The sequence below is a fragment of the Nocardioides sp. AE5 genome, from assembly GCF_031844485.1.
Lineage (GTDB): Bacteria > Actinomycetota > Actinomycetes > Propionibacteriales > Nocardioidaceae > Nocardioides.
Window position 1 is genome coordinate 25,491 of sequence record NZ_JAUZVI010000006.1, and the last position, 14,869, is coordinate 40,359.

Consider the following 14,869-nt stretch of genomic DNA (forward strand, 5'->3'; position numbering starts at 1 on the left):
CGGGTTCGTACCGCCGGCCCCCCGACCGGCGGTGCGAACTCACAGCGTTGATCCCCCCGGACCGTCGCTGAACCATCAACGAGACATCGGGTTCCAAGTCACGGAGAAATCTCGCCCGTCCGCACCGTGGCCACGTGTGCCAGAACACAGTGGGCACAGCCAAAAGTAGGGTGCGCCAACTAGTCGGGGTTCTCTACCCTCTTCTGGTGTCCACGATTTCATCCGGCGCGAGCGCCGCGCAACCAGCCACCGACGACGACAAGCTCGACAAGTCCGTCCTGATCATCGCCGGGGTCGTCGTCCTCGGCGGGATCATGTCGATCCTCGACATCACCGTCGTCTCGGTCGCGCTGGAGACCTTCCAGAACGAGTTCCGGGCCACCTCCGCCGAGGTCGCCTGGACGATGACCGGCTACACGCTGGCCCTTGCCTCCGTCATCCCGCTGACCGGTTGGGCGGCCGACCGGTTCGGCACCAAGCGGCTCTACCTGATCGCGGTCGGCCTCTTCACCGCCGGCTCCGTGCTCTGCGCCACGGCAACCGGACTGGACCAACTGGTCCTCTACCGGGTGATCCAGGGCCTGGGCGGCGGCATGCTGATGCCGCTCGGGATGACCATCCTGACCCGCGCCGCCGGCCCGCACCGGGTCGGCCGGGTGATGGCGATCCTCGGCATCCCGATGCTGCTCGGCCCGATCTTCGGCCCGATCATCGGCGGCTGGCTGATCGAAGTTGCCTCGTGGCACTGGATCTTCCTGATCAACCTCCCGATCGGGATCATCGGCTTCATCTACGCCTTCTTGGTGCTGCCCAAGGACCACGTGGAGCCGTCGGAGACGTTCGACTGGCTCGGCATGATCCTGCTCTCCCCGGGCCTGGCGGCCTTCCTGTACGGCGTCTCCTCGATCCCCGAGCACGGCACTGCCTGGCACCGCGAGGTGCTGGCGCCGGCGATCATCGGCATCCTGCTCGTCGCCGCGTTCGTGCCGTGGGCGCTGAACAAGCGGAACAAGCACCCCCTGATCGAGTTGCGCCTCTTCGTCAACCGGAACATGACGGTGGCGGTGATCGCGATGATGCTCTTCGCGATCGCCTTCTTCGGGGCCAGCCTGCTCTTCCCGCTCTACTTCCAGCAGGTGCGTGGCGAGTCCGCCCTCGGTGCCGGGCTGCTGCTCGCGCCGCAGGGAATCGGCGCCATGATCACCATGCCGATCGCCGGGCTGCTCGCCGACAAGAAGGGTCCCGGCAAGGTGGTCGTCGTCGGCATCACCCTGGTCACCATCGGCATGGCCCTCTTCACCCGGGTCGACGAGAGTACGTCGTACGGCTTCATCCTCGGCTCGCTCTTCGTGATGGGCCTGGGCATGGGCGCCACGATGATGCCGATCATGAGCTCGGCACTGGCCACGCTCACCGACCACAACACGGCCCGTGGCTCCACGTTGCTCAACATCTCCCAGCAGGTCGCCGCCTCCATCGGCACCGCGATCTTCTCGGTGGTGCTGACCAACCAGATCAAGCAGAGCGACGAGGCCGGGATGCTGCTGGGCCTGAAGGGCTTGCTGTCGCAGGCCGAGGGCGCCGAGGCCGCCGAGTTGCAGAAGCAGGTCGACGCGCTCTCCCCGGTCGGCCTGCCGCTGCTCGCCGACGCGTTCGCGACGACCTTCGTGGTCGGTGCGGTCCTGGTCGCCTGCGTGCTGGTCCCGGCGTTCCTGCTGCCCCGCAAGCCACCGGCCGAGCCGGTCGACCCCGCGGAACTGATGGCTCACTGAGCCTGCCCCCGCAGCGCCGCACGGTGGGCCCCTGCCGGCACCACTCCTGACCATCAACGGTGTCGTCTGCAGTCATCAGGTGACTGCAGACGACACCGTTGTCATGTCGCGCCTCATCGGGTGCCCAGTGCCAGCGGCAGGACGTCGCTCGCACCGGCGGCGTGCAGGGCCCGCGAGGCCACCGTCATGGTCCACCCGGTCTCGACCAGGTCGTCGAGCAGCAGGACCGATCCGGTGACCTGGTCGCCCTGCAGTTGATGGCGCCGCAGCACTGCGGCGACCCGTTGTGCGGAGTTCGCCTGGCCCTGCCCCGGCTCGACGGAGTGGTCCACGATCGCGAACCGGCCCACCACCGGCACCTGCAGGAAGCGGGAGAGGCCCTCAGCGAAGTCCGCGGTCAGCTGGGGCCGCCGGGCGGACTCCACGAAGACGATGCCGTCCACCCGCGGGCGCCATTCGTCCAGGACCGCGATCACTGCCTTGACCAGCGGCACCGGGACCGGCCCGTCGGGCGTGGTGTCGCGGAAAAGGTCGCGCAGCGCCTGCCCGTGGCCGAGGTCGGTCATCCGGGCCACCGCTCGCCCCTCGGCCGGGGCCTCGGCGATCCGTCCCTTCAGTTCGATGCCCAGGTTGGCCAGGGCGGTGGGCCACATCTTGCGCGGCGCGACCTCGACCCCGGGCCGGGTGAGTTGCTCGTGTGCACCGGCCGCGGCGGCCTCGGAGACCTCGCTGGTGAAGCTGACCCCGCCACAGTTGTCGCAGCGCCCGCAGTCGACTGCCTCGGGGTCGTCGAGTTGCTCGCGCAGGAACCGCATCCGGCAGGTATCGGTGGCGAGGTAGTCGAGCATCGCCTGCTGCTCCCGCTCCCGGGCCTGCGCCACCCGGCGGTATCGCTCCTCGTCATAGCTCCACTCCTGGCCGGTGGCCACCCAGCCGCCCTTGACCCGCTGCACCGCGCCGTCGACGTCGAGCACCTTCAGCATCATCTCCAGGCGGGAACGCCCCAGGTCAACGAAGGTCTCCAGTTCCGGCGTACCCAGGGGCTTGTCTGTCGTCGCGAGCGCCTCCAGCACCTGGCGGACCTGCTGCTCGGGCGGGAAGGCCAGGGAGGCGAAGTATTTCCAGATGTCGCGGTCCTCGATGGCCGGCAGCAGCACCACGTCCGCCCGCTCGGTGCCGCGGCCGGCGCGCCCGACCTGTTGGTAGTAGGCGACCGGCGAGGACGGCGCGCCGACGTTGATCACGAACCCGAGGCTCGCGTCGAAACCCATCCCGAGCGCGCTGGTGGCCACCAGCGCCTTCACCCGCCCGGCAGCAAGATCGGCTTCCAGCGCCTCGCGCTCGGTGGTCTCGGTCTGCCCGGAGTACGCCGCGACGGTGTGGCCACGGCTGCGCAGGAACCCGGCGATCTCCTGGGTCTGTGCCACGGTCAGGCAGTAGATGATCCCCGAGCCGTCCAGTTCACCGAGGTGATCGGCAAGCCACCCGATCCGCTGCTCGGCGGTCTTGAGCCGGACCACGGCCAGGTGCAGGGACTCGCGGTCCAGCGAGCCGCGCTGCACCAGCACGTCGCTGCCCAGTTGCTCGGCGACGTCGCGGGTGACCCGCTCGTTGGCGGTCGCGGTGGTGGCCAGCACCGGGATCCCGGCACGCAGGTCGCCGAGCATGGTCCGGATCCGGCGATAGTCGGGGCGGAAGTCATGGCCCCAGTCGGAGATGCAGTGGGCCTCGTCGACCACCAGCAGGCCAGTGGTCTCGGCGAGGCGGGGCAGCACGTCGTCACGGAAGCCGGGGTTGTTGAGGCGTTCCGGACTGACCAGGAGGACGTCGACCTCGCCGGCGGCGATCTGGTCCTCGATCCGTCCCCAGTCCTCGATGTTGGTCGAGTTGATGGTCACCGCCCTGATCCCGGCCCGCTCGGCGGCCTGGATCTGGTTGCGCATCAGCGCGAGCAGCGGCGAGACGATCACCGTCGGTCCGGCGCCCGCTGCCCGGAGCAGCGCAGTGGCGATGAAGTACACCGCCGACTTGCCCCACCCTGTCCGCTGCACGACCAGGGCGCGGCGCTTGTCGACGGCCAGCGCCTCGATCGCGCTCCACTGGTCCTCGCGCAGGACTGCGTCGTCGCGGCCGACCAGGGCGCGCAGGTGCTCCTCGGCACGGGCGCGTGCGGATCGGCGTACGTCGTCGGTGGCGGTAATCATGGCCGCATGTCTACCAGCGGGGCCCGACACGCACCGAGTGAGCGTTGCGATGTCGGCTGCAGGCACCTGGTGGCAGCAGGCGACACGCTACGGAGCTCAGCCCACCTCCGGCTCACTCCTCGGGTCAGTCCAGATAACCCCGGCCGCGGGCCTGGCGGACCAGGTCGTGTGCGTTGGTGACGGCGATGCCGGCCTGGCGGAACTTCCGGAACGAGCGGCGCATGTGCTCGCGCACCGTCGCCTCGCTGATGAAGAGGGCGGTGGCGATCGCCTCGGCCTTCAGCCCGTCGGAGATCATCTGGATCACCTCGACCTCGCGCGGGGAGAGCTCGACCCCGTCGTCGAGCAGCAGCGCCTGGGCCAGCGGGCCCGAGCAGACCACCTCGCCGCGGCCCACCTGGCGGATCGCTTCGACGACGGCCTCGATCGGGTCGATCTTGAGCAGCACCCCCGAGGCACCCGCCGCGATCGCCCGGCGCAGCGGCACCGGCCGCTCCTCCGAGGTGTAGATCAGCACGTCGATCCCGGCATCACGCAACCGGGCGATGTTGGACTCGGGCGTCGCCGCCGGGTCGGCCAGGTCGAGGTCGAGCAGGACCAGGTCAACCGGCTCGGTGACGGTGGTGAGGAACTCTTCCACGCTGGCGGCTGCCTCGATCAGGCGCAGGCTCGGCGCGATGTCCCCCAACGCCGCGCCGAGCCCACGCAAGACCATCGGGTGGTCATCAATCGCACCGATCGTCAGTCCGTCCGACGCGCCACTCATCGTGTCCCCCAGACCCGATGAGGAGCCATGCCGGGCTTCCATGCGGACATCATTCCTGTTCTCCCGGGCCGGCGACTATCCCCATTTCGGAGGACATACCTGCCTAGACCAGGCCATCCACGGGTACGACGAGGGTGGTTGCCCAGGGCTGGCGCTCCACCGTCCCGCCGCACCCGGTTGCCCACGCAGCCAGGGTCGCGGCGGCGTCCGGGTCGACCTCGCCGGTGACCACGGCCCGGTCGTACGGCGCATCCTCGCGCGCCAGGGAACAGGTCACCGGGTGTGCCCGGTCCACCAGTGCGAGCACCTGGTCGAGCATCTCGTTGACCCGGGCGGTGGCGGCACCGCTGCCGGAGCCCGCGCGGAGGGTGATCCGGGCGCCGGCCCGCCGCAGTTCACGGATCCGGTCCCGGTTCCGCTCCTCGATCACACCGGGCAGGTAGAGGTCGTCGCGTGCCTCGAAGGCGAGCAGGCGAGCCCGTTCCCGTGCCTCGGGGGCACCGGGATGCAGCGCGCCGGTCGCCACCTCGTCGAGGAAGTCCACGAGCGGGGTCAGCAGGGTGGCGAATTGGTCATCGAAGACCTGCTCCCGTGCCGTGCTGAAGGCGACGTCGGCCAGATGGGAGGCCAGCACCTCCTCATCCCTGGCCAGGGCCTCGGCCCCGGCGCCCACGACCACCATCGCCAGCGCCGCCAGGCCGACGTACAGCACCGGTTGCGAGATCGGCGCCAGCGCATGGCTCACCTGCACCTGCGGGTCGAGCAAGACCGCGACCACGACGATGGCGCTGGCCACGCCGGCGAAGCACACCGAGCGCCACCACGGGGCACTGAACGCCAGGAAGACCATCGTGAAGGTGACCAGGCCGACGATCCAGGAGCGGAATCCGAGCAGGGCACCCGGCCCCGCGATCCAGAGCCCGCCGACGAGCGCTGCCCACAGCACCACCTGGATCACCAGGTGCTCGGTGAAGGGCACCAGCCCGCGGCTGACCCGCACCGCGACGAGGAGGTGGAAGGCGGTGATCGCCGCGGTGAGCACCAGGCCGGGCACCAGCATCTCGTCGGTCGCCGGATAGCGCAGCGCCATCCACAACTGGCCACTGCATCCGGCGACGGCCATCCAGAAGATGATCCGCTGCAGGCCCTCGTTGCGGCGCAGCAGCGCTTGCACGCTGGCCGGACGGGAGACGGTGGCCAGGGAACTGGGGGTGCGCTGCCACCGCAGCCGAACCCTGGTGCCGTGGCGGGCACTACTGCTGATCTCGGCCACACCGCCCACCTCCGCCAGGCGCCCCCGCACCGAACTGCGCAGCCCGAACCCCTCGGCCTGCGCGGGGTGGATGCCTACACCGCTGTCGCGGACCTCCACCACCATGGCGTCGCGCTCGTTGCCCGAGATGTGCACCTCGGCGCGGTCGACGCCGGCATGGCGCTCCACGTTGCGCAACGCCTCCGCGCCGGCACTGACCATCGCGGCCAGGACCGCATTCGGGATCCCGGCCGGGTCGAAGTGCGGGTCGACGTGGGTGATGATCTCCAGGCCCGTCGCCGAGTCGAACTCCTGGGCGATCGTGGTCGCCAGGTCCTCGGCCGGGTCGGCCTGCCCCACCTCACCCCGGAGGGCGTCGGCCTGGGAACGACACAACTCGCGTACGTCGTCGGGATCGAGGTGGGCGGAATGCTCGATGGTCGCCAGCACGCTGAGTACGTCGTCGTGGAGGATGCGGCGCCGGTCCTCCAGCGCCCGTTCGCGGGCCGCCCGCTCGACCACCACCTGCTCGGAGTCGCGGGCCGCGGCGCGGGCCGCATCGGCTGCGCGTGCCGCCCGTCGGAAGCCGTCGATCAGCAGGGCCAGCATCACGCAGGCACCGGTGGTCGCGAAGATCTCATCGAGGGTACGGATCAGGCTGGCCCCGGCGAGCACGACCATGCCGAGGGCATAACTGCCGGTGGTGAGGGCCAGGGGAACCATCCGCGCCCGGAGCAGGAAGGCGGTGCCCATCTGGGTGATGGCCAGGATCGGGAACGCCGGGTTGAGGGAACGGTTCGCCGGATCCGGGTCGTGGCTGAGCTGGAGGCAGAGCACGATGGCCAGGACCATCGCCAGGTTGAGGGCTACTCCCTCGATGGTTCCCGCGACACCGGCCAAGGCACGTCCGGCGACAACCGTGACGATGGCGGCGATGGCGACGTTCCACCATCCCTGCTCATGGAAGTTGGGCAACCAGATCGAGATCAGGACCAGCGAGAGCACGCCGAAGACGCGCGACGTGGTGCGGTCGATGGTGGCAGCCCACGACGACGGCGCACGCGCGGTCGCTCCAGCCATTGCGTCCATTCCCCCGTCCGGATTGGTGCCCGTCCAGCGTAGGCGCCTGCGGAGGCCGCGTGCAGTCCTTTCAGGAAATTGCAGCAGGCCCCGACCATGACGGTCGGGGCCTGCGCAGAGTGATCAGCGGTGTCGTTTGCAGGCACCTGGTGACTGCAGGCGACACTACAACTCGTCTTCGGCACGCCAGCCCGGGCACCCACCAGGCAGTGCTAAACCATGTGGACCACGTGGTCCACATGGTTTAGCACTCACGGATGCGGGGTCGGCTGGCGCTGGCTTCAGCCCAGTGCCGCTTCCGGCCGAACCCTGCGGGGCTCGCCTCAGCCAAGTGCCGCGATGACGGCGTCGTAGTCGGGCTCCTGGGTGATCTCGGGGACCAGCTCGGAGTGGATCACCTTGCCGTCGGCGTCGAGGACGACGACCGAGCGGGCGAGCAGGCCGGCCAGCGGGCCGTCGTTCATGGTCACGCCGAAGTCCTCGCCGAAGGAGGAGCGGAAGGCGGAGCCGACCTTGGCGTTCTCGATGCCCTCGGCACCGCAGAAGCGGGCCTGGGCGAACGGGAGGTCCTTGGACACGTTGACGACGGTGGTGTTCTCCAGGCCGGCGGCCAGTTCGTTGAACTTGCGCACGCTCGCGGCGCAGACGCCGGTGTCGACGGACGGGAAGATGTTGAGCACGGTCCGGCCGGAGAGTTCGGCGTTGGTCAGTGCGGAGAGGCCTTCGCCGACGAGGTCGAAGGACGGCGCGGAATCACCCACGGCCGGCAGTTCGCCGACGGTGGTGACGGGGTTTCCCTTGAATGCAGTAGTAGCCATGACTCATTCCTACACGTCCCCGGCAACCAGTGGCCCCCGGGGCCACCCCTCGGTCGCCGGCCGGTGACCGGCACGCCCGGCGGCGCCGTGGTCGGGGCCAGGGTCGGTACCGGGATCAGGGCTGGGCCGGTGCCGACATCAGGGTGCCGCGGCGTCGGTGAACGACTCCCCGACCAGCATCGGCACGACACTGCTGGAGTCGAGTTCCGCGGCGACCGCGACATCGTCGGCGAACCCCTTGTCGGCCAGTTCGCGGCCACTGGCACATGCGTCCAGCCGCTCGGCCAGGTCCGGTTCGACCGCACGGAACGCCGCGACCGCCATCGAGGCCTCGGGCGAGAGGTCGTCCAGGCCGAGGTCGTCCAGGGCCGCGAGCACAGCGCCGGCACCCCACAGGTCCTCGACGGCTGGTCGCAGGGAACCATCGGGCCAGCGCTCGCCTGCCGCGATCACCGCCACGGAGAGCGGTTCCGCCTCATCCCGGCGTACGAACGCCTGGCGCGCCAGCCACTGCGCCACGGCGTACCTGTTGCGCAGGGAGGCAGCCACCACGCCGGGCCCCCGCTCGGCCAGGTCGAAGCAGATCGTGGAGCCGTTCGGGCTGGGCAGCACCAGCCGGGTCAGTTGCCCGGGTTCGGCGGCCACCTGGCGCAGGGACGCCGGGGAGAGGGAGACGTGGCGCCCCTCGCGCCCGAGCGCCTCGAACCGGCCGACGGCCAGGGTGGCGCCGTGGCGCATCGCGTGGGCCGCCGCTCCGGAGTCGCGCCAGCGATAGGGAAAGACCTCGATGCCGTGGTCCAGGGCCACGGTGACGGTGGTGGTGAAGGAGAGCACGTCGACCACCACGGCGTACGTCGATCCCTGCTCGGCCAGCGCTGCCGCCCCGGTCGGTCCCCACTCCAGCCGGACCCGATGATCGGGCTGGCGGTGGGCCCGGGCGAACTCGCCCTCGGTCTCCATCCTCGTCCGCGCTCCGGTCGGCGCCGGCTAGTGCTCGCGCGGTGGCAGGCCCAACGCGGCGGCGGCCGCCTCGAAGACCACGACCACCTCGCGGCGGATCTCCGGGCGCTCGCTGATCGGTCCGCCCGGCCAGGTGATGCGCAGTTCGTGCTCACCGGCCGGGTCGGTGACCGACCACACGCCAGCGTCGCCGTCGAGGCCCGTCATGGTGGCGCTGGTGGCGTCCGGGTGCCCGTTGGCGCGGGCGATGACGAGGTTGTCCTCGGTGTGGTCGCCGTTCATGTGGGCGAGGACGGCGTCGATGACCTGGGGTTCGAAGGTGTGGCTCACGCGTCCAGTTCTACACCGGGCGGCGGAACCGCACCATCAGCCATCCACCGACCAGCAGGAGTACGCCGCCACCCCAGGCCCACGGGGCCGTGATCGGTGCCCCGGTGGGCGGCAACGCGTCGGCCGTCGGCAGGGCGCCGTCGGTCGTGGACTGGCCGCCGGAGGTGCCTCCAGTCTGGTTCCCGGAGCCGTTCTCCTGGTCGTCATCGCCCTGGTCATCTCCGCCCACCGCCCCGGCGACCCGAAGCGTCACCAGGTGCGGTTCGGACGCCAGCGACGCGTTGCGGACCAGGTAACGGAAGGTGACGTCACCGGTGAAGTCCGTGGCCGGCACATAGGTGAAGGAGCCGTCCGGGCGGGGTCGCGGTGTCACCCGAGTCGGTGTCGTCCAGGCCAATGTCGTCGGGATCGATCACCCCGGCCAGCAGGCCGTCCTCGGCGGGCACGTCCAGGGTGCCGTTAGCAAAATCCCCGGAAAGTCCAACCCTCCCGGTCTATCACGCATCGGGGTCGACGCGCGCGGGAACCGCTGGCGGCGCCTGCTACCAGATCCGGACCCGCTGGTCGGGGTCGAGCCAGAGCCCGTCGCCCTCCGCGGTCCCGAACGCGGCATGGAACTCGTCGAGGTTGCGCACGATGTTGGCGCGGAACTCCGGCGGCGAGTGCGGGTCAATGGTCAGGTACTGCTGCTCCTGCTCCAGGCGCCGCTTGGTGCGCCAGCAGTAGGCCCAGTTCATGAAGAGGCGCTGGCTCTCCTCGGCGCTGACCTCACCGCCCTTGAAGATCGAGTACGCCGTGTGGCCGATGGTGAGCCCGCCCAGGTCACCGATGTTCTCGCCGACGGTCAGCGAACCGTTGACCTTCTCCTCGGGCAGGTTGCGCGGCGAGAAGCCGTCGTACTGCTCGATCAGCGCCTTCGACTTCACCTCGAACGCGGCCTTGTCGTCGGCGGTCCACCAGTCGTTGAGGTTGCCGGCGCCGTCGTACTGCGCGCCCTGGTCGTCGAAGCCGTGGCCGATTTCGTGGCCGATCACGGCGCCGATGCCGCCGTAGTTCTCGGCTGGGTCGGCGTCCGGGGAGAAGAACGGCTTCTGCAGGATGCCGGCCGGGAAGCAGATCTCGTTGGTGCCGGGGTTGTAGTAGGCGTTGACCGTCTGCGGCAGCATGAACCACTCGTCGCGGTCCACCGGCGAGCCGATCTTCGCGAGCTGGCGCGCGGTCTCGAACGACGACGCCGCGGCGACGTTGCCCATCAGCTCACCCGCGTCGACCTTGAGCGCGGAATAGTCGCGGAACTCCTCGGGATAGCCGATCTTGGGCCGGAACGTGGCCAGCTTCTCGTAGGCACGCTCCTTGGTCTCGTCGGTCATCCAGTCGAGCTGGCCGATCGACTGGCGATAGGCCTCGAGCAGGTTGGCCACCAGGCCGTCCATCAGCTCCTTCGAGCGCGGCGGGAAGTGGCGGGCGACGTACTGCTCGCCGACCGCCTCGCCCATCGCGCCCTCGACGAAGCTGACCGCGCGCTTCCACCGGGCGCGCAGCTCGGGGGTGCCGTTGAGGGTGCGGCCGTAGAAGTCGAAGTTGGTCTCCACGAAGTCGTCGCTCAGGTAGGGCGCGGCCGAGCGGAGCACCCGGCTCAGCATCCAGTCGCGCCACTGCTCGATCGGCGCCTCGGCGAGCACGTCGGACAGGTGCGCCAGGTACGACGGCTGGCGGATGCAGGTCTCGGCCAGGGTCTCCTCGGTGCCGCCGAGGAAGCGCACGTACGCCGCCCAGTCGAAGTTGGGCGCCAACGCCAGCAACTCGTCGTACGTCGTGAGGTTGTAGGTCTTCTGCACGTCGCGGGTCTCCGCGCGCTCCCAGTGGCCCGCGGCGAGCCGGGTGTCGAGCGCCAGGATGGAGGCGGCCGCGGCGGCCGGGTCCGGGTGGTGGGCCAGGCCGAGGAGGCGCTCGAGGTAGGCGACGTACTTGTCGCGGACCTCGGCGAACTTCTCCTCGCGATAGTAGGACTCGTCCGGCAGGCCCAGTCCACCCTGGCTGATGTGGAAGAGGTAGCGGTCCGAGTTGCGGTCGTCGGTGTCGACGTACGAACCGAAGAGGCCGGCGCCGCCGACCCGCTCGAACTCGCCGATGAAGGCGGCCAGGTCGGCGACGTCCTTGAGTTGGTGCACGCCCTGGATCAGCGGCCGGATCGGGCCGAGGCCACGCTTGCTGACTTCCTCGGTGTCCATGAAGGAGGTGTAGAGCGCGTTGATCTTGGCGCCGTTCTCGCTCAGCGTCTCCGGGTCCGCCGCGGCCAGTTCCTCGATGATCGCCCGGACCTGCTCCTCGGCCACGTCGGCGAGTTGCACGAAGGGGCCCCAACTGGAGCGGTCACTGGGGATCTCGGTCTCGGCCAGCCAGCGTCCGTTGACGTGGCCGAAGAGGTCGTCCTGGGGGCGGATGTCCGGGTCCATGCCCGGACGGGCGTCGTCAAGAATGCTCACGCGCTTGACCCTAACGCGATGATGGTGGTTGAGGGCGAGAACGCGCGCTGCGAGACTTGGGCGCTGGTACGTCGAATCGATGGAGGCGTTGTTGCGATGACCGTCATGCCGGCCGCGTTCCTCGGCCACGGGAACCCGATGAATGCACTCGAGCGGAACCGCTACACCGATGCGTGGCGGCAGTTCGGGGCGGCGGTGCCGCGGCCGAGGGCGATCCTGGTGATCTCGGCGCACTGGTACACCAATGCCACCGCGGTGACCTCGATGGTGCGCCCGCGGACCATCCACGACTTCTACGGCTTCCCCCAGGAACTCTTCGACGTGGAGTACCCCGCGCCCGGCGCCCCTGACGTCGCCGAGGCGGTCGCCGACGTCTGCAAGCCGCGCTGGGTGGGCCAGGACATCGACTCGTGGGGCATCGACCACGGCACCTGGTCGGTGCTGCTGCACGCGTTCCCTGATGCGTCGATCCCGGTGGTGCAGATGTCGCTGAACGCGTTCAAGCCGGCCGAGCAGCACCTCGAGCTCGGGGAGAAGTTGCGGCCGCTGCGCGAGGACGGCGTGCTGATCATCGGCAGCGGCAACATCGTGCACAACCTGCGCGCGGTCGACTTCAAGCAGACCGAGAGCGGCTATGACTGGGCGCACCGGTTCGACGACTCGGCACGGGAGATCCTGACGTCCGCGCCGAGTGAGGTGGCCACCCTGGATGCGCATGCCGACTTCGACAAGTCGGTGCCGACCCCGGACCACTTCCTGCCGCTGCTCTATGTGGCCGGCCTGGCCGGGGACCAGCCGATGGACCTGCTGGTCGACGGGCACGCCGCCGGGTCGATCTCGATGGCGGCGTACACGCTGGGGCTCGATGCGGAGATCACCCCGTTCGACGGTGACGCCGCGGGTGCTGCGCTGCCGGAGAGCTTCCCGGCGCTGGACTCGAACCTCTGACGTACGCCGCCGTACGCCGCGGTGCGGTCAGTCGCGGATCGCGACGACCGACTTGCCCAGGGTCTTGCGCTGGTCCATGTCGACCAGTGCCTGGCCGAACTCCTCGGCGGCGTACACCTTGCCGATCGGCGGCTTGATGGTGCCGTCGGTGAGCATCGGCATCAGGTCGGACCACTGCTGCTGCATGTAGCCGGGCCGCTTCATTGCGTATTCGCCCCAGGCGGCGCCGCGGACGTCGATGTTGTTGAGCAGCAGGCGGTTGACCTTGACCTCGGGGATGCCCTGGCCGGCGGCGAAGCCGACCACCATCAGGCGTCCCTGGGTGCCGAGGCTGCGCAGCGAGTCGAGGAAGATGTCGCCACCGACGACGTCGACGATGATGTCGACGCCCTTGCCGCCGGTCAGTTCCTTGACCTCGTCCTTGAAGGTGGCCACGCGGACCACCTCGTCGGCGCCGGCCTGCCTGGCGATCTCGGCCTTCTCGTCGGTGGAGACCACGGCGATGGTGCGGGCGCCGTACCCCTTGGCGACCTGGATGCTGGCGGTGCCGACACCACCGGCGCCACCGTGCAGCAGGACGGTCTCGCCGGCCTGGATGCCGCCGCGTTCCTTGAGGGTGAAGTGCGCGGTGAGGTAGTTCATCGGCAGCGCCGCGCCCTCGTCGAAGGAGAGCGTGTCCGGCAGCGGGAAGGTGAAGATCGCCGGTGAGGCGACCCGCTCGGCGGCGCCGCCGTGCATCATCACGCCGGCCACCCGCTGGCCCTTGGTGAAGCCGTTGCCGTCCTCGGCGACCACGCCGGCGTAGTCGACACCGAGGGTGAACGGCGGCTCCGGCTTGAGCTGGTATTGCCCGCGGCTGAGCAGCAGGTCGGGGAAGGAGACGCCGACGCGGTGTACGTCGACCAGCACCTCGCCCGGACCGGCCGTCGGCTCGGGTACGTCGTTGATGACCAGGGACTCGGGACCGTCGGTGGTGACCACCTGGATTGCGCGCATGGGCTTGACCCTATCCGGGGCATGTCTGCCCACCCCGGGGCACGCCCCACCGAGATGAGTGGTGACACGTGGCCACCGTGGGACAATGTGCAACGAGGAGAGGACGACCATGACTCGCTTGCATCTTTCGGACAACTACGCCGTCGGGATCGACTTCGAGGTGGTGAGCGAGGCCATCACCAATGAGATTGCGTGGCAGTTTGCTCGTGCCCACGCCCACGGCCTGAGCAGTCCAGCCGCAGCGTCCTACCTCAGCGCGATCGACGAGCTGGAGGCGGCGCGCTCCCTCCTCCGTCCGGACAGCGCCGACAGCATTGCCCTGGCCCATCGTTTCGTCAGGGCACTGCGTGCCATGCATGCGCACGACGCCACGGGCACTGCCGCCTCGTGACAGCGGAGCGCGACCCCGGTCTGCACCTCCTCGACCCGGAGGAGAGTCGCGCGATCTTCGACGTTGCGATTGCCGGTCGACGGTTCGCGCACCTGACCGGGGTCGACGAACCCACGGTGCACTTCTTCGGCGGGCAACCCGGCGCGGGCAAGTCATCGAGTCAACAGAAGGTCATCGACGCCCTCCACCTGCAGAGCGGGGCCGCAACAGTCGCGGTCATCATCGGTGACGAGTTCCGTGGCTACCACCCGCAGTACGCCGAGTTGTTGGCCACGGATGACGCGAACGCCGCCTTCTACACCGACCGGGACAGCGCTCGCTGGGTCGAGATGTCCATCGACCACGCCACGGCCGTCCGCAGCCACATCGTCTTGGAGGGCACGCTCCGCAACCCCGACGTGACGCTGGGGTCGGCACGCGCCGCGATCGCTCAGGGATACTCGGCCGAACTCCACGTCATGGCCGTCCACGAGTTCGTCTCGCGCCAACGGATCCTGCGTCGATATGTGAGCCAGGTTTCCGACAGCGGACACGGGCGGTACACGCTGCGCGAAGCACACGACCGGGCTTATCGCGCCATTCCTGCCTCCGTGCAGGCGATCGCCGAAGCAGATGCACTGAGCGCCATCACCGTCTATGACGCGAATGCCGATGAAGTAGCGCGCGTCGAGGCGCCCACCTCCACGGATCTCGACGACGTCCTGGCCGAACTGGCCCGGCAACGCGACGACGCGTTCCTCGAACCCGAGCCACTGATCGCCGCGCTCGACGAGATGGAACCGACCCTGGTCTCCCTGGGCCGGGCGGTGCCGCTGGAGGACCTGCGCGCACTGCGCCTGGAGATCGCCAGCGCGCTCCGCTGACGC

General features: G+C 69.6%; 13 protein-coding genes. 4 read left to right on the forward strand and 9 right to left on the reverse strand.

Annotated elements, in window-relative coordinates; all coding sequences use genetic code 11:
* Positions 1–206: 206 nt before the first annotated feature.
* On the forward strand, positions 207–1,772 hold the full coding sequence (locus Q9R27_RS10300) for a DHA2 family efflux MFS transporter permease subunit (protein WP_311252292.1): 1,566 nt from the start codon (positions 207–209) through the stop codon (positions 1,770–1,772).
* A gap of 113 nt (positions 1,773–1,885) precedes the next feature.
* Here the strand turns inward: Q9R27_RS10300 and Q9R27_RS10305 are convergent, their stop codons facing one another.
* The 8 genes from Q9R27_RS10305 to Q9R27_RS10340 all read right to left on the reverse strand — a co-directional run bounded on the left by Q9R27_RS10305 (position 1,886) and on the right by Q9R27_RS10340 (position 11,668).
* Positions 1,886–3,976, reverse strand: a complete 2,091-nt coding sequence (locus Q9R27_RS10305) for a DEAD/DEAH box helicase (protein ID WP_311252293.1) — start codon at positions 3,974–3,976, stop codon at positions 1,886–1,888.
* A 124-nt stretch (positions 3,977–4,100) separates the two neighbouring features.
* A complete protein-coding gene (locus tag Q9R27_RS10310; protein ID WP_311252294.1) occupies positions 4,101–4,784 on the reverse strand; it encodes a response regulator transcription factor in 684 nt (227 codons plus the stop codon).
* Positions 4,785–4,845: 61 nt separating this feature from the next.
* The gene (locus Q9R27_RS10315; protein ID WP_311252295.1) at positions 4,846–7,074 is read right to left on the reverse strand and encodes an ATP-binding protein; all 2,229 of its coding nucleotides are present in this window, start codon (positions 7,072–7,074) and stop codon (positions 4,846–4,848) included.
* Positions 7,075–7,397: 323 nt separating this feature from the next.
* Positions 7,398–7,892, reverse strand: coding sequence for a thiol peroxidase (tpx, locus tag Q9R27_RS10320; RefSeq protein WP_311252296.1), 495 nt, complete (start codon positions 7,890–7,892; stop codon positions 7,398–7,400).
* 138 nt (positions 7,893–8,030) lie between these two features.
* Positions 8,031–8,852, reverse strand: coding sequence for a 2-phosphosulfolactate phosphatase (locus Q9R27_RS10325; protein ID WP_311252297.1), 822 nt, complete (start codon positions 8,850–8,852; stop codon positions 8,031–8,033).
* A gap of 27 nt (positions 8,853–8,879) precedes the next feature.
* Positions 8,880–9,182 carry a DUF2470 domain-containing protein gene (locus tag Q9R27_RS10330; protein ID WP_311252298.1) on the reverse strand — a complete coding sequence of 101 codons (303 nt, stop codon included), beginning with the start codon at positions 9,180–9,182 and terminating at the stop codon, positions 8,880–8,882.
* A gap of 10 nt (positions 9,183–9,192) precedes the next feature.
* Positions 9,193–9,555: a hypothetical protein gene (locus Q9R27_RS10335; protein ID WP_397219668.1), complete on the reverse strand. Its 363-nt coding sequence runs from the start codon at positions 9,553–9,555 to the stop codon at positions 9,193–9,195.
* A gap of 169 nt (positions 9,556–9,724) precedes the next feature.
* Positions 9,725–11,668, reverse strand: a complete 1,944-nt coding sequence (locus tag Q9R27_RS10340; protein ID WP_311252300.1) for a M13-type metalloendopeptidase — start codon at positions 11,666–11,668, stop codon at positions 9,725–9,727.
* A 96-nt stretch (positions 11,669–11,764) separates the two neighbouring features.
* On the opposite strand from Q9R27_RS10340, the gene ygiD reads away from it, so the two are divergent.
* Complete coding sequence (gene ygiD / locus Q9R27_RS10345; RefSeq protein WP_311252301.1) at positions 11,765–12,616, forward strand: 4,5-DOPA dioxygenase extradiol; 852 nt, start codon at positions 11,765–11,767, stop codon at positions 12,614–12,616.
* A gap of 27 nt (positions 12,617–12,643) precedes the next feature.
* On the opposite strand, the gene Q9R27_RS10350 is transcribed toward ygiD, so the two are convergent.
* Complete coding sequence (locus tag Q9R27_RS10350) at positions 12,644–13,612, reverse strand: NADPH:quinone oxidoreductase family protein (protein WP_311252302.1); 969 nt, start codon at positions 13,610–13,612, stop codon at positions 12,644–12,646.
* Between the two features lie 109 nt (positions 13,613–13,721).
* Between Q9R27_RS10350 and Q9R27_RS10355 the strand changes: the two genes are divergently transcribed.
* Entirely contained in the window at positions 13,722–14,003 is a 282-nt protein-coding gene (locus tag Q9R27_RS10355) for a hypothetical protein (RefSeq protein ID WP_311252303.1), read from the forward strand.
* The gene (locus tag Q9R27_RS10360) at positions 14,000–14,866 is read left to right on the forward strand and encodes a zeta toxin family protein (RefSeq protein ID WP_311252304.1); all 867 of its coding nucleotides are present in this window, start codon (positions 14,000–14,002) and stop codon (positions 14,864–14,866) included. Before Q9R27_RS10355 ends, Q9R27_RS10360 begins: the two co-directional genes overlap by 4 nt.
* Positions 14,867–14,869 lie beyond the last annotated feature (3 nt).